The following is a 25,327-nucleotide window of genomic DNA, read 5'->3' on the forward strand; positions in this document are numbered from 1 at the left end:
CTTTTTTTTATCTCTTGATTTCCGGCGTTACACCAGAAGCATTTCAGTTGTCGCTTTTCCGGCGGGAACCATGGGATAAACCCCTTCCTCCCGGTCGATCACAAAATCCATAATCACCAGATTTTTTGTTGCCAGGGCTTCCTTGATTACCGGCTCAACCTCGCTCGGTTTCGTCGCCCTCAGTCCTACCGCTCCGTATGCCCTGGCCAGGGCAACAAAATCTGGAGCCACATCAAGAGGTGTGGCGGAATATTTCTTGTCATAGAATAGTTCCTGCCACTGCCGGACCATACCAAGGAAATTATTGTTTAAAATGGCAATCTTGACCGGCAGCTTATACTGCATGGCGGTGGCCATTTCCTGAATATTCATCTGGATGCTGCCGTCGCCGGCTATGTCGATGACGGTCCGATCCGGCGCCGCCATCTGCGCGCCGATGGCCGCGGGAAAACCATATCCCATAACACCAAGCCCGCCGGAGGTCATGAAGGCCCTGGGATGGTTGAAATGATAAAACTGCGCGGCCCACATCTGATTCTGGCCGACCTCGGTGGTTATGATGGCATTGCCGCCGGTCAGCTCATGGAGCTTCTGCACGACGAACTGCGGCTTGATCACATCCTTTTTCTCGACATAGCCAAGGGGATGCGCTGCTTTCCATTCCTTGATCTGCTGCAGCCACGGCTGGTGTTTTTCCATCTCCGCCGTGCGGTCGAAATCGGAAGTGCGATCAAACCAGCTGTTCATACTGGTCAGTGCATGTTTGCAATCGGCAACAATGGGAATATGGACCTTGACGTTCTTGCTGATCGAGGTCGGATCGATATCGATATGAATAATTTTGGCGTGGGGCGCAAAGGCATCGATGCGCCCGGTAACCCGGTCGTCAAAGCGCGCGCCCACCGCGATCAGCACGTCGCAGTTCGCCACCGCCATATTGGCGTAGTAGGTGCCGTGCATGCCCAGCATGCCCATGGAAAGCGGATCGGTGCCGGGATAGCCGCCGAGACCCATCAGGGTCATGGTCACCGGGATGTCGAGTTTTCGGGCCAGTTCGGTCAATTCCTCATGGGCATTGGAGAGAATGACCCCGCCGCCGGCATAAAGGACCGGCTTTTTCGCCTGCATGATTGCCCGGCAGGCCTTTTCAATCTGGCCGGGATGGGGCTCATAGGTGGGGCGGTAGGTGCGCATTCGCACATCCTGCGGTTCCGGGAACGTTATCCTGGAGGCAAGCACGTCCTTGGGAAGATCGACAAGCACCGGGCCGGGTCTTCCGGTCCGGGCGATATGAAATGCCTCCCTGATAGTGGCGACAAGATCCTTGGCGTCCTTGACCAGATAGTTATGCTTGGTGCATGGCCTGGTGATACCGACGATATCAACCTCCTGGAAGGCGTCATTGCCGATAAGGGCGGTCGGCACCTGACCGGTAAAAACAACGATGGGAATTGAATCCAGGTAGGCGGAAGCAATACCGGTTACCGTGTTGGTCGCGCCCGGACCCGATGTTACCAGGGCGACACCCACATCCCCGGTGACTCGGGCATAGGCATCCGCCGCGTGGACCGCCGCCTGCTCATGGCGGACGAGAACATGGGTCAGTTTATCGGTTGCCAGTATTTCATCGTAAAGATCGATGACCGCACCTCCGGGAAAACCGAAGATTGTGTTCACCTTCTGTTCTTCCAAGCATTTCAAAAGTGCCTGTGCGCCTGTAATTTTCATAAAATCTTCCTGCTGCTGTTGTTATTGATTATTCTGTGGAATCAAAAGAAAAACCACAAACATTAATGAACTCACCAAAAGGACTGTTGGACCGGGCATGGCAAAAACACCAAGCATTTCTACTTGTTACCCGAAAATGACGGCTTTACAAAATTCCCGCAACTCGTTTTTCACCAAGGGGAATTCATACAAATATCCCGCACCGGCAAGGCCGGATTTTTTTGAAAACCGTCAAAATTTAAGCAGAAAATTAATATAGCCCCTGACCTTAAATTGTCAAGCGTGTAATACACCATTAATCGAAATCAGGCAGGAGCACAATCAAAATCGATAATAATTACCAACAACCCTGTAACTCCTTCAATCAATGACTTTGTTCATGAAACAAAAAATTCCTTTTCCGATGCCTGAAAAATATGCGCCTCCCGGCCGCGGCGAAAAAATTCCTGAACAGCCGCGATTCCTTCCTTGCCCAGGTCATGGGAAAAGTGGTTGACGTACAGATTGATATGGCTTGCCACCACCGCATCGTCCAGCTCCTGGGCATGCTTTTTGACATACATGCGGCCGGCGTCAGGCGCGGCAAAGGCCTTTTCGACGCTCCGCGCTATGCATCTTTCCACCGCAAGCAGCTTATCGCGGCCAAGAGTGCGGCGCGCCGCTATTCCCCCCAGGGGAATGGGATGGCCGCTCGTTTCCTCCCACCACTGCCCCAGATCCCGCAGGCAGGCGAGACCATGGGACATGTATGTGAAACGGCTTTCATGGATAATCACCCCGCAATCGGCTTCGCCCCGGGCAACGCAGGGCATGATTTTTTCAAACGACATGGGAACCAGGCGGTAATCGGCCTGGGAAAACAGCTGCAGCAGCATGGCGGCGGTGGTGTATCTTCCCGGAATGGCTATCGTTTTTCCTGACAGATCGCGGCCATCAAAAGAGGGGCGAGCAACAAGCAGCGGTCCGCAGCCTCGGCCGAGGGCACTGCCGGCGCGCAGCAGAACATAATCATCCAGCACATGGCCCAGGGCGTGAAAGGAAAGTTTGGTCACATCAAGACGCGACTCCATGGCCCACTTGTTCAGGGTTTCGACGTCGGCCAGAATCGGATCGGCAAACTCCGGGCAGCCCGGGTCCGCCAGGCGGTTTACCAGGGCATGGAAAATAAAGGTATCATTGGGGCAGGGAGAAAAACCAAGGGTCAGCATGTCGGCAACCGGCAGAAAGTCCTGAGTGTTGTTCAGCGATACGACCATTCAACATCGCACAAGCCGCGAATAATCCTTGCCGCGGCATCGCCTGCATTTTCGCAGGCCTCGCGCAGACGCCATCCTGAAGGGTTGCGATCTTCCACCATGTTGCTGACACAGCGCAGCTCCAGCAGCTCAACGCCAAATCCCAGGCACACCCTGGCAAGGGCCGCTCCTTCCATGTTTTCACAGATGGCGGAAAATGTCTCTTTCAGGTAACTGCCGCGGTCGGCGGTGCCGCTCGCGCAACTGACGGTCAGAAACGTTCCGCGGTCAAACGGCATATGTTCGAGCTCGAGAATCCTGCAGGATTCGGAAAAAAGTTTGTTTTCAAGGTCAAACTCCCGGTTAATGGCCATCTTTTCAGCGGGGAGCGGGTCGATCCGGCCGGGATAGCAGATGCCGAAGTCGGCAAGGATCTCTTTGCGGGCAAGACAGAGACGCAAAAGATCCAGATCGCAACCATGATAGGCCCCGGCGACACCGACATTGACAACCGCGGAAACATTCTGCCGGATGGCGAGATAACGGGTCAGGGCAAAGGCGGATTCCACCTGCCCCACTCCGGTGACCAGGAAAGAGACATTACGGGAAGACGACAGGGCATGTCTGGCAGGTTCAAGTTCGAATTCCGTTGCAGCCACGAGGAGATACATGGCAAAAATCAGAAAAGATGGCGCACGAGACTGCTTTGGGAAAAATTGGTCTGTATTCTTTCTTTGACCTTGTTGTCGCGATCCAAAATAACAACCTTGGGATCATAATTTTTCAGCTCATCCTCCGTATACAGGGCGTAGCTGACGATGATGATCAGGTCGCCCACCTGTCCCTTGCGGGCGGCAGCGCCGTTCAGACCGATCACCCCGGACCCGGCCTCGCCCTCGATGGCATAGGTGTCAAACCGGTCGCCACTGTAAATATTGTAAATCTTGATCTTTTCATAGGGATACAACCCCGCCTCTTCCATCAGCAGCTTGTCGATGGTCAGACTTCCCTCGTACATGAGATCGGCTTGGGTGATCGTGGCCTTGTGCAGCTTTGACTTCAACATATATCGCATCATAATTTCTACCTTTGACGGCGTCGTAAAATCTCCGGCGTGAGCCGTTCTCATGCCTGTTTTTTTTACGAATCCACCAACTTTATGAATTTATTAAACCAGCGTAAAACCCGTCACTCTTTCAACAGGGTATTATCAATCAGCCTTGTCCGACCGATCTTCACCGCCAGGGTGAGCAAAGATTTTTCGGTAATCACTTCGCACGGCTGCAACGTCTCCGAATCAACAACCGCAACATAATCAATGGATATTTTACCACAATCCGTCAGGTATGTAATCACTTCCTCGCGCAACCGGACGGCATCACTCTCCCCTGCGGCAACCTTCTTCGCGGCAAGCCGCAATGAACGGCAGAGACAAAGGGCGCGGTCCCTTTCTTCCGGATCAAGATAGGTATTGCGGGAGCTCATCGCCAGTCCGTCTTTTTCCCGGACAATGGGATGAGGGACTATTTTCACGTCCCAGTTCAAATCAGCCACCATTTTTTTTATCACGGCCAGTTGCTGAAAATCCTTTTCCCCGAAAACGGCGCAATGGGGCTTTACCATATGGAACAGCTTGGCAACAACGGTGGTGACCCCGGCAAAATGGCCGGGACGGCTGGCGCCGCAAAGGGTTTCGGTGAGCCCATCCACCTCGACCCTGGTTGCAAACCCCCTGGGATAGACGTCCTCGGCGGCAGGGACGAAAAGAACGGCAACACCGGCATTTCCGGCAAGCTCCGCATCGCGCCCAAAGGCACGGGGATACCGGCCCAGGTCTTCACCGGGGCCAAACTGCATGGGATTGACAAAAAGCGAAACAACCACCTCATCGGCAATCTCCGCACCTTTGCGCATCAACGCCAGGTGGCCTTCATGAAAAAAGCCCATGGTGGGAACAAGGGCGATGGTTCTGCCCTTGCCCCGCATTGCATCGGCCCAGGAGCTCATCGCCCCGGGTGAACGGATGACGTCCATGGTCTTACATGCCGGCAAGTTTCGCCTCCACCCACTCCAGCATGGAGGGGTTGAGGTCGGTCAATGTCTTGATTTTTTCGTAGGTCTCCCGTGCCTTGCCGTTTTCATTGGTCAGTTCGTAAATACGTGCCTCGCCGAGAGAACCCAGGACGGTAAAACCGGCAATCTCGCGCAACGCGGCGTAATGACTCAAGGCATTTGCATAATCCTCACTCAGCTCACAGGCCTGGGCGATATCAAGCAGCAGAAGGGAGTACAGCGGGTCTTTTTTGTCCACGGAATCAAGCAGAGCGGCAATCGCTTCTTTGGCCTTGCCGTATTCCTTGTTGTCCATCAGATCATGGGCAAGGGCGATTTTTCCCCAAACAGCCGCCCCGCTGCGGGGATACTCGGCAATCACCTTGTTGAGTTCGTTTGCGCGCGCTGCGGGATCAGGGGAAGCAATCGCCTGGGCCAGCATGGCGGTGGAATCGTTTCGTTGCTTGCCCGTGTAATAATCATAGAAGGTCCAGGCACAAACGAGCACCAGCAGCGCCACCAGGGAATTCTGCAAAATTTTGGCGTTATCACGGATGAACTGTGTTACCTTGGGCGGCAGGTTCAATTCATCAAGAAGGGTCCTTTTGGCCTGGGTAACCTCTTCGACGTGCAGTTTAAAAAAAGGGCTTTTCTGTTCTTCCGTCATGTGCGAATCCTTGTCCGGGTGGATTGGGTTTTTCTTCCCGTTCAGGCCGGAATCACCGGCTTTTTACGGCAATATCGTTTTTTTTGTTTGAAAGTCGGACCGGCAGCCAATATGATAGCTGAACCGTCTCGCCCGTCCGGCAGCTTCTTGACCAACCACGGTTGACCAAAATACAATTTATACAAGCCAGGGGAAAAAAAATCAACGCAACACTTCTTCCGCGCAACAGAAACAAAGAAAAGATCTCCATATCGCGGATTTGGGATTGGCGATTGCGCAAAGAGAATGAGCTGAAATTTTCAAGTTGTTGTCCTTTGTCGCCTTTATGTGGTTTGGTCGTTTATTCTCCCTTTTTGTGCTCTTGAATTCGAGATTTGCGGGAACCCTATGCCCCTGTCACCCTATGCAACCAAAGTCCAGACCGTCGGCGAGCTGACCCGCTCCATCCGTGGACTGCTGGAAACGGAATATTCGTTTGTCACCGTGACCGGCGAAATATCCAATCTCAAACGTCCTTTTTCCGGTCATCTCTATTTCACCCTGAAAGACCAGGAGGCACAGATCCGCGTCGTTCTTTTCAAAAACCAGCAGCGTTACCTGGACGCCCCCCTGCAGGACGGCAGGCAGGTTATCTGCCGGGGAAGATTATCCGTTTATGAGCAGCGGGGGGAATACCAGATCATTGCTGATTTCGTTGACGGCAAGGGAACGGGAGCCCTGCAGATCGCCTTTGAAGAACTCAAAAAAAAGCTTGCCGCCGAGGGTCTTTTCGACGTCGGCCGCAAAAAAAAGCTGCCCTTGCTGCCGGAAAAAATTTTTCTCGTCACCTCCCCCCGGGGTGCGGCGCTCCATGATTTCCTCCACATCGCCGGGACACGCTTTCCTTCGGTTGCCGTCGAAATTTATCCGGTCAAGGTGCAGGGTGACGGCGCGGCCGCGGAAATCGCCCAGGCGGTGCGGATCATCAACAGCAGGGAAGAGGCGGGAGTCATCGTTCTCTGCCGCGGCGGAGGTTCGCTTGAGGACCTGTGGGCCTTTAACGAAGAAAAAACGGCTCGGGCGATTTTTGCCTCGCACCTGCCGGTGGTTTCCGCCATCGGCCATGAGGTGGATTTCACCATTGCCGATTTTGTGGCGGATCATCGTTCCGCGACTCCCACCGCAGCCGCAAAAGACGTACTGCCGGACCGGCAAAGCATCAGCCTGCACGTCGAGGCCCGGAAAAAGCGATTACAAAACAGCATGCACAGGAAGATCGAAATCCTTTCCCAGCGCGTCCGCTTTGCACGGCAGCAGCTTGGCGATCCCTCCTTCCGCTTCAGCCATTTGCGTTTGCAGCTTGACAACCGCCAGCTCACCCTGGCAGGGGCCATGACCGCCATCCTCCAACGGCACAAGGAAAAACTGGCGCGTCTGGAGAACCTTTTGTCCCGTTTCAATCCAGTGGAAAAACTTGCCGGACAAAAAAGGCTGCTGGAAAAGCTGGAGGAAAAACTCATCTCCCACACCCTCCTGCAACAGGAAAGAAGAAACAAGGCACTGGAAAAGGCGGCGTCCCTGCTCGATGCGGTGAGCCCTCTCGCCGTGCTCGGCCGGGGCTATGCCATTGTCAGCCGGGAAGACAGCGGACGAATTCTCCATTCCGCCGGCGAGGCCGCGCAAGGTGACCTGCTGCGCATCAGGCTCCATGAAGGAGTTCTCCGCGGCAAGGTTGTTGGAAGCGACGAATGACGGCACGAAATATTTTACGTTTTTCCCCATTTGGACGAAAGTGACCCGATGCTGCCGATAAACACCTCTCACAAACAGGAAATCAAGGCCATTCAACGGGCCTGTTCCTATCTTTTCCCGCCGGAAAAGATTTTTGATCTGAAGTTCCTGAAACAGATCAACGAATTCATTCTCAAACAGGCCTACCTGAAGCAGATCAGATATTGCCACCCCGCCGCCTCGGTGGGTGACCCGCAAAGCCGCCTGGACAAAAAGCTCGATTACCTGCGCAAGGCGCGGGCCGCCTTTGATTTCCTTGTCGACCGAGTCAAGATGGGCGCGGCTGACAACGGGCCGCAACCAAAGGGGAAAATCATCGCGGTGGGCGGTGCCAAGGGAGGTATCGGCAAAAGCATGTTTGCCGCCAATCTCAGCGTTTTTCTGGCCCAGAGAGGATACAGAACTGTGGCAATGGATCTTGATCTCGGCGGCGCCAACCTGACCCTTTATCTTGGCGACAAATATATCCTTGACCGCACGATCAATGATTTCCTGGAAAAAAAAGTCCCCTCCCTCGCCGACATCATGATCCCCAGCCGTTACGGGCCGATGATGATAGGCGGCAACAGCTCGGATCTCGGCGCGGCCAATATCCATCACGCCAAAAAGATGAAACTGATGAGAGCCGTCAGGGATCTTGAGGCGGATTACATCGTGCTCGACCTCGGCGGCGACACCTCCTTCAACATGCTTGATTTTTTCCTGCTGGGCGACTACGGGCTGGTCATCACCACTCCGGATTCAGCTTCCTATATCGGCGCTTACCAGTTTCTCAAAACCGCACTGTTCCGCAAATTAAACCGGATTTCCGGGCCGGAAGCGGAAAACGACAAAATAGACGGCAAAGAACTGGCCGGACTGCTCAGGGATTCCACCCAGTCATCCGAATTCCCCGCTGTTCGCACTATTTCCGAGTTGCTGCACAAGGTGATCGACCACGATCCCCTCGACCTGCCCCTTGCCCTGCAACCGATCATCGACTATAATCCCTATCTCATCGTCAACCGGGTGAAAAACGCGGTTCAATCCCGGCAGGTGGCGCAGACCATCACCTCCCTTGCCGACAAAACCCTGTCCATTCACCTTGAAAGCGCGGGCTCCATCCGCAAATTTCCGGAGATCGAAGACAACCTGCGCAATCCCGGCCCGCTGGTGGCTCAGGCGCCCAAAGGAAAAATGGCCCATGACATCGGCAACATCGCCGCCCGCATCGGCCTTCTTGCCTGATTCCAACCTCCCGGCGCCCCCGCCTTTGCCACTCATTGCTTGACATTCTTCCGGAAACATATTTTTAATTCATTGTTGCCGATAAAAATCATTAAAAACCCAAGAAAATTCCCGCTCCATCGAATTTCTCCCGCAAAGCCAGGAGTCAGAAGACGTTGCATACAAACGATCCCAGATTCGGCCATGCCGTGACCCTGCTGATCCCCTTCTTCAAAAAGTACCGGCTGCGCCTGGCGGCTGGGTTCATGGCTTTGCTCGCAGTGGACTTTCTCCAGCTGCTCATTCCGCGCTTTATCAAAAAAGCGGTTGACGCCCTGGAACAAGGCACGGCCACGGACGCGCTGCTGCTCAAATATGCCGGACTCATCCTGCTGCCCGCCCTCGGCATTGCCCTTTGCCGTTTTCTCTGGCGCTATTTCGTCCTCGGTTTTTCCCGGCTGGTGGAGCGGGACCTGCGCGACCGGTTGCTGGCGCACATCCTTACCCTGGACCACCGATTTTTCCAGCGCTTTCCCACCGGCAACATCATGGCCCTGACCGGCAACGACCTCACGGCCGTCCAGCTGGCCTGCGGCATGGGCATGATTGCCGCGGTGGATGCGGTGCTGATGACCCTGGCCGCCCTGGCCTTCATGGCGTACATTCATCCGATGCTGACCCTGATCGCCGTCATGCCCATGCCGGTGCTGGCCCTGTCCACCCGTTTGCTTTCTTCCCTGCTGCACAAACGCTTTGAAAAGGTGCAGGAGATGTTTGCCTCACTGACCGAGTTTGCCGGAAACACCCTGAAGAACATCCATCTGATCAAAGCCTACACCCAGGAAAAAAGCCAGGGAGAGCGTTTCGGCCTGCTGGGCGAAAAATATGTGGCCGCCAATCTGAAAGTGGCCGCCGTACAGGGCACCCTCTTTCCCCTGTCTGGACTTGTCGCCAACTGCTGCCTGCTGCTGGTCCTCTTTTTCGGCGGGCGGCTGACCATCCGCTCCGCGATCACGGTCGGTGATTTTGTCGCCTTCATCTCGTATCTGTTCATGCTCACCTGGCCGATGATGGCCATCGGCTGGGTGGCCAATCTCTTCCAGCGGGGGGCAACCTCCATGGGGCGAATCCAGGCTGTTTTCGCGGAAAGACCGCAACTGGCTGATCCTCCCGGAGCGACGGAACTCCCGCAACGGCCGCGCACAATCACCCTGGACCATCTTTCCTTTACCTATGACGGGCAAAAAGAGCCGGACCTGCGGGACGTCACCCTCACTCTCACGCACGGCATCATTGGTGTCATCGGCAAAACCGGCTCCGGCAAAAGCACCTTGTGCAATGTCCTTTCCCGCCTTTATCCGGTGGACGACGGCACCTATCTCATCGACGGCCGGGATGTCAACGGCCTGACACTTGCCACGGTGCGGGGCAATATCGCCTATGTGCCGCAACAGGCGACCCTTTTTTCCGAGACCATCCAGTTCAACATCGCCATGGGCCGGGCGGATGCCGACCTGCGGCAGATCCACGAGGCGGCCCGGATGGCGGCGATCCATGATGAAATCATGGCCCTGCCGGAAGGGTATCAGTCCCGGGTCGGCGAGCGGGGCGTCAAGCTTTCCGGCGGTCAACGACAGCGAATCGCCCTGGCCCGGGCGCTGCTGCTCGACCGGCCGATCGTCATCATCGACGATGGCCTGTCCGCGGTGGACATGGAAACCGAGCATGACATCATCCGCCGCATGGCCGCCTCGCTGCAGGGCAAAATCTGCATCATCGTTTCCCACCGGGTAGCGCCCCTGGCCGATGCCGAGGAAATACTCGTCATGGAGGATGGGCGCATCGCGGCAAGGGGCGATCACCAAACCCTGCTGGCCGAAAATTCCTTTTACCGGACGATTTACCGGCACCAGACCATTGCCCAGGGAGGGCCCGCCTGACATGCGCTACGGATTCGGCTACTTTGAGGAAGATCAGCTGGGGCGGGTGGGCGACAGCGGCATCTGGCGGCGCATTATCGCCTATTCGCGACCGCACTGGAAAAAAATGGCCCTGGCCATTCTGCTTTCCTTCATCGTCATCGGCGCGGGTCTTGCCTTGCCCTATATGGTGCGCATCGGCATCGACCGCTTCATCATCACCAGCGATCTCGACCAATCGGCCCGTATTGACGGTCTGGCCCGCCTGGCAAGCCTTTTTATCGGCGTCATCATCAGCGGCTTTGTCGCCAACTTCTGCCAGGTATTCATTCTTGAATGGATCGGCCAGACCATCATGCACCGCTTGCGCCAGCAGCTTTTCCGGCACATGCTTGACCTGGATCTCGCTTTTTTCAACAACAATCCCGGCGGCAAACTAGTGACGCGGCTGACCAACGACATCCAGAACATGCATGAGATGTTCACCTCGGTCATCGTTACCCTGTTCAACGATTTCATTCAGCTGGCCGGCATCATGGTCATCCTGTACTGGATGAACTGGCGGCTGGCCCTTATCCTGACGCTGCTGGTGCCGCTCATTATCGGCAACACCCTCTGGTTCAGCCGTCTTGCCCGGGATGCCTTTCGGGTAATCCGTACCCAGCTTGCCCGGATCAACTCCTTTCTGCAGGAATCCCTTTCCGGCATCGCGGTCATCCAAACCTTTCTCCGGGAAAAGGACACCTACCGGAACTTTGTTGAGCTGAGCCGGGCCTACCTGGAAAAAAATCTGTATCAAATCAAGATATTCGGCATCTTCATGCCGGCCATCGAACTCTTTTCCGCCGTTGCCATCGCCTCCATCATCTGGTATGGCGGCGGCAGCGTCATCCAGGGGCAGATGACCCTGGGCGAACTCTCCGCCTTCATCGCCTATATGCGCCTTTTTTTCCAGCCCATCCGCGAGCTTTCCCAGAAATACTCCATTGTCCAGTCTGCCCTGGCCTCGGCGGAGCGCATCTTTCAGTTGCTCGACACCCCTGCCGATCTGCGCAGCGGCGTGTTGCGCACAAAAGAGACGGCGGATCGCGGCACCGTCACCTTCAGCCATGTATCATTTTCCTATGACCAGGGAACACCCATTCTCCACGACCTGTCGTTCACGGTGGAACCGGGGAAAACCCTGGCAATCGTCGGCGCCACCGGCTCGGGCAAATCAACCATCGTCAATCTGCTGGAACGTTTCTATGAGCCGGAGCAAGGAGAGATCCTTCTCGACGGCCGTGATCTGCGCGACCTTGACAGCAAGTGGCTGAGAAGCAGGATGGGCCTCGTGATGCAGGAAGTTTTCATCATTCCCGGCAGCATCAAGGAGAACATCCTGCTGGACCGGGAAATTGACGATGACAGGCTGGCGGATATCATCGACCGGGCGCAACTCACCGGGCTTATCAAGCGATTGCCGCAAGGAGAGGACACCCTCATCGGCGAAGGCGGCATGGGGCTTTCCGCCGGCCAGAAGCAGTTACTGGCCTTTGCCAGGGTCCTTGCCCGCGATCCGGAGGTGCTGATCCTTGACGAAGCCACCTCAAGCGTTGACTCGGAAACGGAGATCCTCATCGACCGGGCCATTGCCTCGACGCTCTCGGGCCGCACCAGCATCGTCATCGCCCACCGGCTTTCCACCATCAGAAAAGCCGATACCATCCTGGTGATGGAACATGGCCGCATCATGGAACAAGGCAGCCATGATGAGCTGATGATAAACGGCGGCCTCTACCGCCGCCTGCACGACTTACAGCTGAGCGGCGGCGTGAACGGCGAGCCGGCTAACCTTCGGAAACCCTGGGATGCAAACCAAAAAGCTCCGTAACTATTCAGCAGCACGGGGGCGAATCGAACGTTTTTCGTCCCAAGCCGGATAGTTACAAAGCTCCTTAAGAAACTCCTGCCGACGCAGGACTTTCATCCTACCCCGACCTTCTGATCACGCCGACGAATTTGCCGACTATGCTGACCCGCGCTGCGTCACTCCCCTCAAACACCAGAGGGTCATGGGAACTATTGGCTGCGTGCAGCTCCACCCCATTTTTTCCCCTGCGGAATATCTTGAGTGTCGCCTCCACAAGAAGATCATCGACCAGCACCGCGGCTATCTGCCCGCTTATCACTGTCGGCTGAGGTTGAATAATCGCCAGATCTCCATCCATGATATGTGCATCGATCATGGAATCCCCCTTGACCAGCAAAGCGAAACAAGATTCGCTGCCGAAAAACCCAGGATCCAAAGGCAGTTCATCCTGACATTCGCCAATCGCCTCAACCGGCGCTCCGGCGGCTATAGAACCGAAAACAGGGAGTGATTTCCCAGTCGGTCCGCCCACCAACTGCCAGGAACGATTTTTCCCAGACAGAGAACGCAAGACATTTTTCTCAATAAGACGTCGCAGAATTTTATGCACACCGGCCGGTGAACTCAAGCCGAAGTGAACGCAAATCTCCCGGACTGTCGGCGACATCCCATGCTGCTGCTGGTATGACCTGAGATAGTCCAGGACATTTTTCTGACGATCCGTCAGTTTGCCCGTTATCAAAGGCTTCCCCCGTCGGCTGCGGCAAAAAGCATGTCTGCCGGACTTCGCACTCCCCTGCCGCCCCGGTTGAGGACATGGGTATATATCATCGTTGTGCTGACATCCTTGTGCCCAAGCAAATCCTGCACAGTGCGGATGTCGTACCCCGACTCCAGCAGATGCGTGGCAAATGAATGTCGCAGAGTGTGACAGCTGCCGTGTTTATTGATTCCCGCATTCCGTATGCCTGCTTCATTGCTCTTTGCAGGACGCTCTCCGACAGGTGATTCCGGCGTCTTTGCATGCTCCGCGGGTCGGTTGAAATTGCAGTTGCCGGAAAAACACCGCTTGCCAGCAGTACCTATCAGTCCCGGCATATTGCGTAATGTGGCCGTAGGTTCTGTCCGAGATTTCCCAGTCCCATTGGTCGGTTTCCGCTTTCGTGTTCTGTATCCATGCGTTTTGCATTTCGTTCTCCGTTCAATCGCCGGGGCACAACCCGTCGGTCGTGTGGGACCTGCCGCATAAAGCCGCGTCAGGCCCCACACCTCTGTCGTTCGCCACAAGGAGAAGATATGAGTTTTAAACCTGACTATGGTTTACGGCAGATGAAAGATGGGGTTTCTCGAAATTGTGCCCGCAAGTCATTTAACTGAAAGGGGCGGGGGGAGCCTCGGCAGGATCGCTGAGGAATTTTTTTTCCAATCCCACTTTCAAAGTGGTCAGCAGTCCCTTTGTGGCAGCAACAAATTCAGGATCATGCTCAGTTCTGTTGATGGTGGCATGCAGGACAATTTTCTCAGGAAAGGGCGGGCAGCCTGTTGTGACGGTCCAGGCCAGGGCGTTAGGACAGTCCGGCACGGAAAAACGCACACCCCACATAACACTCTCCCTGCGGATGTGAAAACGTCCCCAGTGGCGGAAATAAATGACCCTGCCCAGTTCTTCAGCATCATCCACAGCCTCAATATCCAGGCAAAAATCAGGAAGCTTGTCGAGAGACAGTTTGTCCCTGATTTCCTCCTCGGTTGTCACTACCTCGGCGAACTCGAAAAATTCCATGAAATTCTCTCCTCATGATAATTGCAACTCCGGGGACATTCATGATTAAATCGTGCAATGGATAGAAAAAAATGGAATGCCTTATTGTGATGTGATAATCTTTGTTAACTTATTTTTTGCTTATGTCATTAATATTATGACACTTTGTGGCGATATTGTCGTTTTTTATTTGTTCGTTAATGAGTGCGGTGAACGGGTTTTCAGGCGTTTTTCAAGATTTCTGACTCTTGGATAGTACGGAACGATAACCAAAGTTGGCAAGGTAAATTTTAAGCGTTGTCATGGAAATAAACAATAAACATCAAACATGAGGGGGGTTGTGATGAAATGGAAGGATCTTTCAATTTCCATCAAACTGGGAATCGGATTTGGCGGCATAATACTGCTCACACTTATTGTCGGTCTCGTGTCCACGGCTGGGGTTGGCAAGATAGTCAAGGGCGCGGGGGATTTTTCCGCAGTCAATAAAGTTAATACCGAGATTACGGAAGCAGAAATAGCCCATCTGAACTGGGCCAAACAGGTTGCCGCCTTTCTGGCTGATCCGAACATTCATGAACTGGATGTCCAGTTGGATGACCACAAATGCGCATTCGGCAAATGGCTTTATGGTGAAGGCCGAAAACATGCGGAGGAACTGCTGCCTTCCCTTGTTCCCCTCTTGAAAGAGATTGAACCCCTGCATCATGATCTGCACATTTCTGCGGCGGAAATTAAAAAACATTATAAAGACGCTGACCTTCATTTGCCTCTTGTCATGGCGGAAAGAGAGGCTGATCACCTGAATTTCGTCAATAAGATCCAATTGGTTTTCTCAGGCCAGGCATCAACGTTCAAAGTAGAGACCGACCCTCAGAAATGCAAACTGGGTCAATGGTTGTATGGTGACGGCGCAAAGAAAGCCATAGAATCTGATCCTGATCTGAAACCTGTCATTGACGGACTCCTTGATCCCCATGCCCGTCTGCATGGATCGGTGGTGACAATGCAGGGTGCCTGGGTTGAGGGTGATCCGGATGCCCAGATGCAAACCAAAGAGATTTTTAGTTCTGTAACCATGCCTGCTCTGGGAGAAATAAAGAAAGGGCTCGACAGCATCAAGCAAAGAGCTCTTGATAATATGGCCGGTCTGAACAAAGCCAACGAAATTTACCTCACTGTCAGCAGTCCCGCCCTTGATAAGGTTCGTGGTGTCCTGAGAAATATTGGTAAAGAGCTGGATGACACCATGGCGGAGGAAGAGAAGCTTTTTAATGCAAAAGCTTCGCAGACCAGGCAGCTTGTCATCGCCATAGTGCTTGTCGCCATTGGCGCCGGCATCATTGTTTCTTTTTTTCTGGCACGGAAGATTTCAGGACCCATTGCCCTTGGCGTCGGATTTGCCCAGAAGGTTGCTGATGGTGATTTAAGGGAAACACTTGCCATTGACCAAAAAGATGAGATAGGCCGACTTGCCGCGGCATTAAACACCATGTCCGCCAAACTGCGTCAGATCATGTCTGATATTTCTGAAAAAAGCAATATGGCGGCGGCTTCTTCCGAGGAACTGTCCGCCACATCTGAGGAAATGGCTTCCGGGGCGGAAGAACTCTCGGCTCAGTCTGCATCGACATCCGCCGCTACTGAAGAGATCTCGGTCAATATTCGAACTGTGGCAATGACAGCAGAAGCCATGTCGAAAAACTCATCCAGCATCGCTGCGGCTGCAGGTGAGATGTCGGCCAATGTCAATAATGTTTCCGCCGCTATGGAAGAAATGACCGCATCAATCAAGGAAGTCGCTGAAAATTGTTCAAATGCCCAGAGGTATTCAGGATTTGCCAAGGAGAAGAGTGATTCCTCCATGCAGATGATTAATGAGCTGGATCAGGCGGCCAAAGACATCGGCAACGTCATTAATGTTATAACGGAAATCACGGAGCAGACAAAGCTACTGGCGCTCAATGCCACCATTGAGGCGGCAAGAGCGGGAGAAGCAGGGAAGGGGTTTGCCGTTGTTGCCAGTGAGGTCAAGGAACTGGCCAAGCAGACGGCTGAAGCAACGGATAATATCGTCCGCCAGATCCGGGACATGCAGTCGCGAACCGGCTCCGTTGTCACCGTTATTGGGGAAATTTCCGGAATCAGTGAAGAGGTTAACAAAATCAATACGAGTATTGCTGCGGCAGTTGAAGAGCAGACCGCCACCGTTGGTGAAGTTGCTAGGACAATCGCAGGAACAGCCCAGGGTGTTGATGAAGTTTCCGCCAATATTCGCGAGCTTGCGACAAATATTGAGCAGGAAATCATCACAAGCATTCAAGAAATTGCCTCTGGTGCCGAAGAAATATCGAGAAATATCAATGGAGTGAGTGCAGTTGCCGGAGAGTCAGCCCAGGGAGCTTCTGTTATCAAAAGTTCCGCCGGAGAGCTTGCCGGTATTGCCTCGGAGTTGCAGGCACAGGTTTCCCTGTTTAAATTGAATTAAGCTGTTGGTGAATCGATTTTCACAAATCCCGCAAAACCGATTTTACCGCATCTTCCTGACGGGGGGTAAGATTCAGCTTTTTGAGGGCGAATTTTCCGATCTCAGTGAGAGTTTTTTTGGCCGGCCGGTCGGTTTCGGAGAAGGGAGGAGGGGACGGAGGGGCTGCATCAATGTACCATTCCTCCGGCTGGTAATCAAATAACGCCTCAACGAGAAACGGCCGGAGCTCATCGGGCAGGGATTGCATCACCATATGCTTGCAGAGTGTGAGGAGCGGCATGTCTGTGCGTCTGGGGAGAATCAATTCGCGCATCCAGCTTATCTTTTCATGTCTGTCCTGGTTCGGATCAACAAATTTCCGTTCAAGCAAGGCGAGGGCCGCTTCACTTTGGTTTGCGCAGAGGGATTCGATGACATCATACGTAAAAGGGCTTTCAGGCAGACTTAAAAAAGAAAGGGGGGGGGGCGGGGTCAAGTCTGCTCTTAGCTTTTGTTTGCGGAGTTGGAGTTGAGCTGTAAATCCGCCTCCCGCCTTGCTGGCGGCCGGCATTTGGCTACGCTTAATTTTTTTCCTCCCTGGGAGCGTCCACGTGAGTTCTCTGACCTTTTTTGTTCTCGAGAGTTCTATCTCCAGCTCAGTCCCGCGCACAAGAAATACGAAGTGCAGGGCACAAGCCTGACGTCCGACACCGTGATCGACGTGTGGGAGGAAGCCGGAAAGAGGCTCGTGGTGCGTTTGCAATTTGAATTCACCTGTCCCTATTTGCCCCTACCTCCCACGATCGGCACCACTCTGTCACAATTAACAATGTGGTATAAATTCAAGTAGTTATATTACATTGTTCCACCTGTTAATCAGTCACGATCTGACCAGCCGCTCATCAGTTTCTGATGAGCATCTCATCCTGCCGTACTCAGTCCGGTCTTTGTCTTAACTTATTTTTTGATTGAAAATAACCGGCAACAACAGATAGTTACGCAATAATATCAGAAAAAAAACAGCAAAAATCAACTGATGGCATCCCCATTGCTGAATAAGCACGCCCAAGAGAAGTACTGTTGAAAAAAAATTTAAAAACGGCCGTTTTTAAAGAAAACAACTTGATCCATCGCTCACGCAGTTTTTGCAGGAACCCCTCAAAACGTAAATGAAACATAATTTCATGAATGGAGAAACGATGATGAAAAAAACAATCTTTATCAGTGCGGCATTCGGACTTCTGGCAGCGGCTTCAGCGAACGCGGGTATTATTACGGAGTGGGACAAAAGCCTGGTTGTCACCGACCCTGAGCCGGTCGGCGGCTATGTGGATTACATCACCTACAACAGTATTATCTACCTTGATGACACCATGACAGCCAGCAACGGCCGAGTGGTCTGGAAACATGGAGACGTGCAACCGGACGGCCTCAAGGTGGTCAACCACGATGATGTCGACGGCTCCAACTGCATCATGACCACCGGCTACAACCCCTATGACCTCAGCGACAAGCAGTGTTCCGATCCGCTGCAGTCCAGCAAGCGCGCCAAAGTAAAAAATACCGTCAGCGGCCCATTGGATGTTGACCTGCATGTCATTGCCGGCCCCACCACCACATATCGCATGGAGCAGAAGCTGACCAACGGTACCGCGGCAGACCTGTGGGCCGGGTTCACCATTCAACTCGGCACCAAGGATGCAGGCGGCAATTTCATCCCGTCAACACCCGGCGACGGCCTGGGATTTTCCGACAACAAGGGAAACATCTGGACTTCCCTGGTATCCACCGCCACCCAGAAAGACCTGGTTTTCTCCGCCAATTTTGCCCAGGGCCTGGCCGGACCGGCTGACAAATACCATCCCGAGCCCGGTTACTTCAACCCTGTCGAGCGCATGATTTTCACCATGGTGGCCGACGAAAACACCATCACCAGCGCCGGTGTCTCCTCCACCTATTCCAATGTCTTCGGGCCGTGGGTCAACAGCGCAGGCGCTCCCGTCGCCATCTTCTGGGATGATGACGGCGACATCAACACCGACAACATCCTGATGGGCAACTGCGCCGACTCCGCCAACCTCGTTCACGTCGGCACCCACAGCGGCGACGACATAACCGGTTTTACCTGCAACGGCACCTGGGTTACCTTCCGCGGCACCACCCCCGGCACCCCCGAGGTACTCGGTGACCTGGAAGCCGCTTTCGGACAGCCGGTCTACAGCAGTATCAACGAGGCCATCGCCGCCGTTGCCGCAGGCGAGGCCACCAATCCGATGTATATGGATTACATTGAAGATGCGGCCAACCTGGGCCTCAATTTCTGGATCACGGTTGCCGACAGCTTCGCCGGCGACAATATCGTTATTCGCTACACCCCCGTTGTCACCGAGTAATCCCAAAAACCTTTTCTTCAGCCCCTTTGACATGGCCGCCATGGCAGAGGCGCTGAAATCATTTTTCCTCTTAAAAAGGCCGGGATGGGGTGTCCCGGCCTTTTTTTATTGTTGCCGGGCAAAAATTGCGTGCCCACGCCGAAGACACCGCGACAGCCGATCCGGGATTGCCTCCGCCGGCAGGGATTTACCGGAGCAGGATTGCTGCAAATCGGCGGGATGATACATTAACAGCTTGATTTTTCTACGCCTTTCAAATTAAAGTGAGCAAAATAACTTTCACGGGAGGCTGAAAATGAAAAAATTTTATCTGGCGTTGTGCTGTTGTCTGCTCCTGGTCAACGGATGCGGAAACTCAACAGAAGAAAAGGTCATTGAAAAACAGATCGAAAAGGAAACCGGAGGAAAGGCGGATGTGGACCTCGCGAAAAAGGGGATGAAGATCACCGGAGAAACCGAGGGTGAAAAATATTCCGTCACCACCGGCGAGGTAACAGAAATTCCGAAGGACTTCCCGGCCGACGTATACCTCTACCAGCCGTCCAAGGCGGTGCAAGCCGTCGAGGTGACCGGCGGCTATTCCGTTTCCCTGACGACGCCCGACGGGGTGGAAAAAGTAGCGGCACGCTACAAGGAGCAGATGGTTTCCCAGGGATGGGCTGAACAGGCCTCCATGAACATGGGTGGCCAGACAATCCTCATTTATGAAAAGGACGGGCGGGCCGCCAACATTGCCGTCATGCCCCTGGAGGGTGAAACGCACATTACGGTGACCATCGGCACGGAGTAAAGCAAAAAGGCCGGCAACGGCTCAAATGGCGTTCTGCTCGACAAATTCCCTGATCTGATCCACATCGGCATCAAGCACCCGACAACGGGTCTCCCGACCGTGCAGATCACGGAAGCTTTCCGGCATCTCCGGCGGTCGGCCGATGGCGGCAAGCACCGCATCCCCGAATTTGGCGGGATGGGCGGTGGCCAGGCAGACCATGGGAACCGCCGGATCACGATGCCGGATCCCCGCACCAACGCCTACCGCGGTGTGGGGATCAAGCACATAGTCGTTCCGCCGGTAAAAATCACCAATCACCTCACTGGTCTGCTGCCGGTTCACGCTTGCCGTGAGAAAAGCGGCCTGGATTTTTTTCTGCTCCGCCGCGCTGAACCGCAGGCTGCCGCTTGTCGCGAAGGCAGCCATGGCTTCCCTGGTGCGATCCGCATTCCGGTCATACAGAAAATAGAGATAGCGCTCAAAATTGCTGGCCACCTGGATATCCATGGAGGGGCTTGAGGTCTGCACCACCTTGTCCAGCGAATAGTCGCCATGCTGAACAAACCGGCTGAGCAGATTATTTTCATTGGTGGCCAGCACCAGATGGCGGATCCGGCCGGGCAGCATCTGCCGCGCCACAAACCCTGCGAAGATATCGCCGAAGTTGCCGGTGGGCACGGAAAAATCCACCTTGCCGCCCGGCCCGCTCAGCTTAAGCGCCGCAAAGACATAGTAAACCACCTGGGCAAGAATGCGGGCCCAATTGATGGAGTTGACCGCGCCCAGACGATACTTCTCCTTGAAGGGAATATCATTGAACAGGGTCTTGACGATGGACTGCCCGTCGTCAAAGGTGCCGCGGATCGCCAGATTGAAAACATTGGCGTCAATGACCGTGGTCATCTGCAGCTCCTGGACGGCGCTGACCCGTTTATGGGGGTGGAGGATGAAAATATTGAGCCGCTCCTTGCCCCGCACGCCGTAAATGGCGGCACTGCCGGTATCCCCGGAAGTGGCGCCGAGAATATTCATCTTTTCCCCGCTCTCCTTCAACAGATACTCAAAAACATTGCCGAGAAACTGCAGGGCCACGTCCTTGAAGGCAAGGGTCGGGCCGTGAAACAGCTCAAGGATATGCACATCGCCTTTTGCCGTCAGCGGCGTGATTGCCGGATGGGTGAAGGTCGCGTAGGAGCGATCGACGAGCTCCTTGAGATCCCGCGGGGGGATATCATCAACAAAAAGGGAAAGCACGGCATGGGCCAGATCCTGATAGGACAGGCCGCGCCAGGCCGCGATCGTCTCTTCGCTCACCTGGGGGATCGATTCCGGCAGCAGCAAACCGCCGTCCGTGGCGAGCCCCATCATCACCGCCTGCTTGAACGATATGGGGGAGATCCCTCCCCTGGTGCTGATATATTTCATCATGGCCCCCCTGTCATTCTTCCTCGACGCCGATTCTCGGGGCATCATGCCACAACCCTTCAAGGTCGTAGAAGGCCCGTTCCTCATGATAGAAAATATGCACCACCACATCGCCGTAATCAAGAAGCACCCAAAAGCCTTCCTGCGCCCCTTCGGTGGTGCCCTCCTGCAATCTTTTCAGGCGGAGTTCACTTTCGATCGCATCCGCCAGACCCTGAACATGACGGGTGGAGCGACCGCTCATGATGACAAAATAATCGGTAAACGAGGAGAGTTCATGCACATCAAGGATAACCAGATCCTCGGCTTTTTTATCGAGAGCGGCCCCGCTGATAATGCGGGCAAGCTCCAGACTCGACTTTTCCTGATACTTCTTCGGAGTTCTCTTCATCCTTACAGTCCGTGTTGAATGGTAGGCTTTTCGCTCTACCGGTATTGACATAAACACCCATCAGGGCCATGTTTTATCCGGAAAGGACAGCAGCTGACAATGCCATATTTCAGGTTGATCCAGATAACAGGGATGCGGAACGCCGTCAATGACAAAAAAAATGCGCTGCCGACCTGCAAGACCAACTTCATCACATACCATAAACCATAATGGTAAAAACTTAAATCCTCAATTGAACATTCATGCGATTGACTTCTGTGGCATCTGGAGTATAATCTCGCAGCGTATAAATCCAGACAAATCATGCACCAGGCCGTCAAAGGAGCACTGTGAATGAATAAATCATTAAAATGGAAGTTTCTTCTCCTCTTCACCCTTATCGCCTTTTCGGGATTGACCCTGCTCCCCACTTTTTACGGCAACCTGCCGGACTGGTGGAAAAAATACATGTCGCCCGAGGGGCTGAATCTCGGCCTTGACCTGCAGGGCGGCATGCATCTCGTCCTCAAGGTCGACCTTGACAAGGCCATTGAAAACTCCCTGGATTTCGCCGCGCAGGACCTGAAAAACAACCTGAAGGACCAGAAGATATCGGTGGTCCAGAGTGCCTCCGGTGACAAGCAGAAAGTGGTCTTCGTCCTGCCCAACGCCGAATCGGCGAACACGGTGCAAAAGCTGGTGCAGGACGATTTCCCCAACCTTACTATCGACGTCCAGACGGTTGAAGGATCCTTTCCCCGCGTCACCCTGACCCTCAATGACGACCAGATCGACTTTATCAATAAAAATGCGGTCAATCAGTCCCTGGAGATCATCCGCAACCGTATAGACCAGTTCGGCGTTGCCGAGCCGGTTATTGTCCGCCAGGGCAAGGACGAAATCATTGTCCAGCTGCCCGGCGTCAAGGACCCGGAAAGGGCCCTGAGCCTGATCGGCCAGACCGCCCAGCTGGAATTCAAGGTGGTGGATGACAGCGGCGTTGACCTGCCCGGACTGATCAATCAGGCGGTGACCGCCGGCCAGTGGCGCGAAGGGGACAGCCGGGAGAAGCTCAACGAGGCGATCAAACGCTTTCTGCCCAATGACACCCAGATCTATTTTGAAAAAGAAACAGACCAGCAGACCGGCCGCGAGATCAAAACCCCCATTCTCCTGCAAAATCAGGTGTTGATGACCGGCGAAATGGTGAAAGACGCCCAGGTGCGGGTGGGAGGCAACTTTAACGAGCCCTATGTCAGTCTTGACCTGACGGGCCGGGGCGGCAAGGTTTTCGGCCAGATCACGGAAAAAAACGTCAACCGCCGTTTGGCCATCGTCCTTGATGAGGTGGTGCGTTCCGCCCCGGTCATCCGCGAAAAAATCCTGGGCGGCAGCGCCCAGATTTCCGGCAGCTTCACCTATGAAGAGGCCGCGGACCTGGCCATTATCCTGCGGGTCGGCGCCCTGCCCGCACCGGTTTCCATTGTCCAGAATCTGACCATCGGCGCCTCGCTGGGTCAGGATTCAATCAACAAGGGGATCTCCTCCGGCCTGCTCGGCACCGCCCTGGTCATCCTGTTCATGATTATTTATTACCGGCTGTCAGGCGTGATCGCCAACGGCGCCCTGGTGCTGAATATCCTTTTCCTCTTCGGCGGATTGTCCGCCCTGCAGGCGACCCTCACTCTGCCCGGTATCGCCGGTATCATCCTGTCTATCGGCATGGCGGTTGATTCGAACATCATTATTTTCGAGAGGATGCGGGAGGAATTCGATATCGGCAAATCAATGCGCTCCGGGGTGGAGGCCGGCTTTGACAAGGCTTTTTCCACCATTGTCGACTCCCATGTCACCACCCTGATCACCTCGTTTGCCCTCTTTCTCTTCGGTACCGGACCGATCAAGGGTTTTGCCGTCACCCTGACCCTCGGCGTATCCATAAACCTGTTCACCACCCTCTTCTGCACCAAGATGGTGTACGACACCCTGCACTATAAAAGGCTTCTGCGCCCCGTCAAGTTTCTGCATCTCATTAAGAAACCCAATCTTGACTACATGAAAATGCGCAAATTCACCTTTACCGTCTCCGCCGTCATGACGCTGATCGGACTGTTTTCCTTCGTGCAGCTGATGCGGGGCCAGGGCAATATCGGCGTTGACTTTGCCGGCGGCGCCCTGTTGCAGTACCAGGCCGCGCAGTCCTATGACCTGGAAAAGGTGCGCAAGGCATTTGCCGAAAGCGACCTGCACGGAGTGGACCTGCAGCCGGTCACCAGCGAAAACCGCTTGATCGTTAAAATCAAGAAATCGGCGCAGATCGTCGGCAAGGACACGGAAATCATCACCGCCTTTCTGGGTGACAAACTGCCGGAATACAAATTCAGCCTGGAAAGCCAGTCGGAAATCGGCGCCTCGGTGAGCGATACGCTGAAAGAAAAGGCACTGCAGGCAATTCTCATCTCCCTGGCCGGTGTCGTCGTCTATATCGCCCTGCGTTTTGATTACCGGTTCGGCATGGCGGCGGCCATCGCCACCTTCCATGACGTCGTGCTGGTGCTGGGCATCTGCTGGATGCTCGACATCGAGATCACCCTGCTCATCATCACCGCCCTGCTCACCCTGGCCGGATATTCATTGAATGATACAGTCATCGTTTTTGACCGTATCAGGGAAAACTTGCACAAACAGATCCAGAACCCTGACCTGGGCGGCATCATCAACAACAGTGTCAACGAGGTCATGACCCGGACCCTTGCCACCGCGCTGACTACGCTCATCGCCTTGGTACCGCTCTATTTCTTCGGCGGCACGGTCCTCCACGACTTTACGTTTGCCCTGCTGATCGGCATTCTCGTCGGCACCTATTCCTCGATTTTTGTCGCCAGCCCGCTGCTGATTTTCTGGCAGAAAAAAGCTGCCTGAGCTGGGAAAGAAAAATGACGGACGAACCAGATCTGCATCTGTCGGAGCATGTCTCCCGGCTGCGGGAAGGAGAGAATTTCACCTTTGCCTGCCATCCGGGAGTGGACTGTTTCACCGACTGCTGCCGGCAACTGGACCTGGCCCTTTCGCCCTACGATGTTTTGCGCCTGTCCAGGGAATTAAAGATTTCCGGCAAGGAATTTCTGGACCGTTACGCGGTTGTGGAATTCGAGGAAGGGGACATCTTTCCCCATGTTTATCTGGGCATGATTGACGACGGCAGGGCAAGCTGCCCCTTTGTCTCGGAGCAGGGATGCCGGGTTTATCCCGGCCGCCCGGCCGCCTGCCGCACCTATCCCTTGGGGCGCGGCGCCCGGCGTGATGAAAACGGTTGTGACCATGCCTTTTTTGTGCTGCTGAAGGAACCCCACTGCCACGGCTTTGCCGCGCCGGACACGATAAACCTGGAGCTGTGGATTGCCGACCAGGGCTTGGCCGACTATTACGCGGCAAATGATTGTTTACTGTCCCTGCTGCAGCATGAAAAAATCAAACAGGGATTCCGCCCGTCATCCGCACAGCGGGATCTGTACCTGAACACCCTCTACAATCTGGAAGAATTCGGCACCAGGTCGGGTTGCGGCCCAAGTGCCATGACGGATCTTGCATTGCTGCGGTCAGCGGTCGACCGGCTGATTGAAACATATTTCAATGAACGGGAAACCACGATCTAACTCCGAGCACACACTTTTCTCCGTGCCCTGCATGGCGAATGAATGAGCCTTTG

The 25,327-nt window shown here is 54.4% G+C and carries 22 protein-coding genes and 1 pseudogene; 10 read left to right on the forward strand and 13 right to left on the reverse strand.

Going from position 1 to position 25,327, the window contains the following annotated elements; genetic code table 11:
• Window positions 1–27: 27 nt before the first annotated feature.
• The 6 genes from BM485_02115 to BM485_02140 form a co-directional block, all read right to left on the reverse strand.
• Entirely contained in the window at window positions 28–1,728 is a 1,701-nt protein-coding gene (locus tag BM485_02115) for an acetolactate synthase, large subunit, biosynthetic type (protein OKY76880.1), read from the reverse strand.
• 377 nt (window positions 1,729–2,105) lie between these two features.
• On the reverse strand, window positions 2,106–2,984 hold the full coding sequence (locus BM485_02120; protein ID OKY76881.1) for a 1,4-dihydroxy-6-naphthoate synthase: 879 nt from the start codon (window positions 2,982–2,984) through the stop codon (window positions 2,106–2,108).
• Complete coding sequence (locus BM485_02125) at window positions 2,969–3,634, reverse strand: futalosine hydrolase (GenBank protein OKY76882.1); 666 nt, start codon at window positions 3,632–3,634, stop codon at window positions 2,969–2,971. The genes BM485_02120 and BM485_02125 overlap by 16 nt, the downstream gene beginning before the upstream one ends.
• Window positions 3,635–3,642: 8 nt before the next feature.
• Entirely contained in the window at window positions 3,643–4,041 is a 399-nt protein-coding gene (locus BM485_02130; protein OKY76883.1) for an aspartate 1-decarboxylase, read from the reverse strand.
• Between the two features lie 110 nt (window positions 4,042–4,151).
• Window positions 4,152–4,997 carry a pantoate--beta-alanine ligase gene (locus BM485_02135; GenBank protein OKY76884.1) on the reverse strand — a complete coding sequence of 282 codons (846 nt, stop codon included), beginning with the start codon at window positions 4,995–4,997 and terminating at the stop codon, window positions 4,152–4,154.
• 4 nt (window positions 4,998–5,001) lie between these two features.
• Complete coding sequence (locus BM485_02140) at window positions 5,002–5,682, reverse strand: hypothetical protein (protein OKY76885.1); 681 nt, start codon at window positions 5,680–5,682, stop codon at window positions 5,002–5,004.
• Between the two features lie 387 nt (window positions 5,683–6,069).
• Here BM485_02140 and BM485_02145 point away from each other — a divergent pair, with 387 nt between their 5' ends.
• The 4 genes from BM485_02145 to BM485_02160 all read left to right on the forward strand — a co-directional run bounded on the left by BM485_02145 (window position 6,070) and on the right by BM485_02160 (window position 12,450).
• Window positions 6,070–7,413, forward strand: a complete 1,344-nt coding sequence (locus tag BM485_02145; GenBank protein ID OKY76886.1) for an exodeoxyribonuclease VII large subunit — start codon at window positions 6,070–6,072, stop codon at window positions 7,411–7,413.
• Between the two features lie 48 nt (window positions 7,414–7,461).
• On the forward strand, window positions 7,462–8,679 hold the full coding sequence (locus BM485_02150; GenBank protein ID OKY76887.1) for a hypothetical protein: 1,218 nt from the start codon (window positions 7,462–7,464) through the stop codon (window positions 8,677–8,679).
• A 188-nt stretch (window positions 8,680–8,867) separates the two neighbouring features.
• Entirely contained in the window at window positions 8,868–10,598 is a 1,731-nt protein-coding gene (locus tag BM485_02155; GenBank protein ID OKY76935.1) for a multidrug ABC transporter ATP-binding protein, read from the forward strand.
• Between the two features lies 1 nt (window position 10,599).
• Window positions 10,600–12,450: an ABC transporter ATP-binding protein gene (locus BM485_02160; protein OKY76888.1), complete on the forward strand. Its 1,851-nt coding sequence runs from the start codon at window positions 10,600–10,602 to the stop codon at window positions 12,448–12,450.
• 97 nt (window positions 12,451–12,547) lie between these two features.
• Here BM485_02160 and BM485_02165 read toward each other — a convergent pair whose 3' ends face one another.
• From BM485_02165 to BM485_02175, 3 genes and pseudogenes are all read right to left on the reverse strand, one after another.
• On the reverse strand, window positions 12,548–13,168 hold the full coding sequence (locus tag BM485_02165) for a repressor LexA (GenBank protein ID OKY76936.1): 621 nt from the start codon (window positions 13,166–13,168) through the stop codon (window positions 12,548–12,550).
• Window positions 13,168–13,503 (reverse strand): annotated as a pseudogene (locus tag BM485_02170) (hypothetical protein). Before BM485_02170 ends, BM485_02165 begins: the two are co-directional and overlap by 1 nt.
• Before the next feature lie 295 nt (window positions 13,504–13,798).
• Window positions 13,799–14,212, reverse strand: coding sequence for a hypothetical protein (locus tag BM485_02175; GenBank protein OKY76889.1), 414 nt, complete (start codon window positions 14,210–14,212; stop codon window positions 13,799–13,801).
• A 322-nt stretch (window positions 14,213–14,534) separates the two neighbouring features.
• On the opposite strand from BM485_02175, the gene BM485_02180 reads away from it, so the two are divergent.
• Window positions 14,535–16,679 carry a hypothetical protein gene (locus BM485_02180; protein OKY76890.1) on the forward strand — a complete coding sequence of 715 codons (2,145 nt, stop codon included), beginning with the start codon at window positions 14,535–14,537 and terminating at the stop codon, window positions 16,677–16,679.
• 19 nt (window positions 16,680–16,698) lie between these two features.
• Here BM485_02180 and BM485_02185 read toward each other — a convergent pair whose 3' ends face one another.
• Window positions 16,699–17,229 carry a hypothetical protein gene (locus BM485_02185; GenBank protein ID OKY76891.1) on the reverse strand — a complete coding sequence of 177 codons (531 nt, stop codon included), beginning with the start codon at window positions 17,227–17,229 and terminating at the stop codon, window positions 16,699–16,701.
• On the opposite strand from BM485_02185, the gene BM485_02190 reads away from it, so the two are divergent.
• Window positions 17,230–17,508 carry a hypothetical protein gene (locus BM485_02190; GenBank protein ID OKY76892.1) on the forward strand — a complete coding sequence of 93 codons (279 nt, stop codon included), beginning with the start codon at window positions 17,230–17,232 and terminating at the stop codon, window positions 17,506–17,508.
• Window positions 17,509–17,653: 145 nt separating this feature from the next.
• Here BM485_02190 and BM485_02195 read toward each other — a convergent pair whose 3' ends face one another.
• Window positions 17,654–17,836, reverse strand: coding sequence for a hypothetical protein (locus BM485_02195; protein ID OKY76893.1), 183 nt, complete (start codon window positions 17,834–17,836; stop codon window positions 17,654–17,656).
• 6 nt (window positions 17,837–17,842) lie between these two features.
• On the opposite strand from BM485_02195, the gene BM485_02200 reads away from it, so the two are divergent.
• Complete coding sequence (locus BM485_02200; protein ID OKY76937.1) at window positions 17,843–19,051, forward strand: hypothetical protein; 1,209 nt, start codon at window positions 17,843–17,845, stop codon at window positions 19,049–19,051.
• 295 nt (window positions 19,052–19,346) lie between these two features.
• The gene (locus BM485_02205) at window positions 19,347–19,841 is read left to right on the forward strand and encodes a hypothetical protein (protein ID OKY76894.1); all 495 of its coding nucleotides are present in this window, start codon (window positions 19,347–19,349) and stop codon (window positions 19,839–19,841) included.
• Between the two features lie 21 nt (window positions 19,842–19,862).
• On the opposite strand, the gene BM485_02210 is transcribed toward BM485_02205, so the two are convergent.
• Together BM485_02210 and BM485_02215 are read right to left on the reverse strand one after the other, a co-directional pair.
• On the reverse strand, window positions 19,863–21,248 hold the full coding sequence (locus BM485_02210; protein OKY76895.1) for a threonine synthase: 1,386 nt from the start codon (window positions 21,246–21,248) through the stop codon (window positions 19,863–19,865).
• Between the two features lie 13 nt (window positions 21,249–21,261).
• The gene (locus BM485_02215) at window positions 21,262–21,639 is read right to left on the reverse strand and encodes a ribosome silencing factor (protein ID OKY76896.1); all 378 of its coding nucleotides are present in this window, start codon (window positions 21,637–21,639) and stop codon (window positions 21,262–21,264) included.
• Window positions 21,640–21,972: 333 nt separating this feature from the next.
• Here BM485_02215 and BM485_02220 point away from each other — a divergent pair, with 333 nt between their 5' ends.
• Both BM485_02220 and BM485_02225 read left to right on the forward strand, forming a co-directional pair.
• Window positions 21,973–24,540, forward strand: coding sequence for a preprotein translocase subunit SecF (locus tag BM485_02220; GenBank protein OKY76897.1), 2,568 nt, complete (start codon window positions 21,973–21,975; stop codon window positions 24,538–24,540).
• 14 nt (window positions 24,541–24,554) lie between these two features.
• Window positions 24,555–25,274, forward strand: a complete 720-nt coding sequence (locus tag BM485_02225; GenBank protein ID OKY76898.1) for a hypothetical protein — start codon at window positions 24,555–24,557, stop codon at window positions 25,272–25,274.
• The last annotated feature ends 53 nt before the right edge of the window (window positions 25,275–25,327 follow it).

It is taken from the genome of Desulfobulbaceae bacterium DB1, from assembly GCA_001914235.1.
Taxonomy (GTDB): Bacteria; Desulfobacterota; Desulfobulbia; order Desulfobulbales; family SURF-16; genus DB1.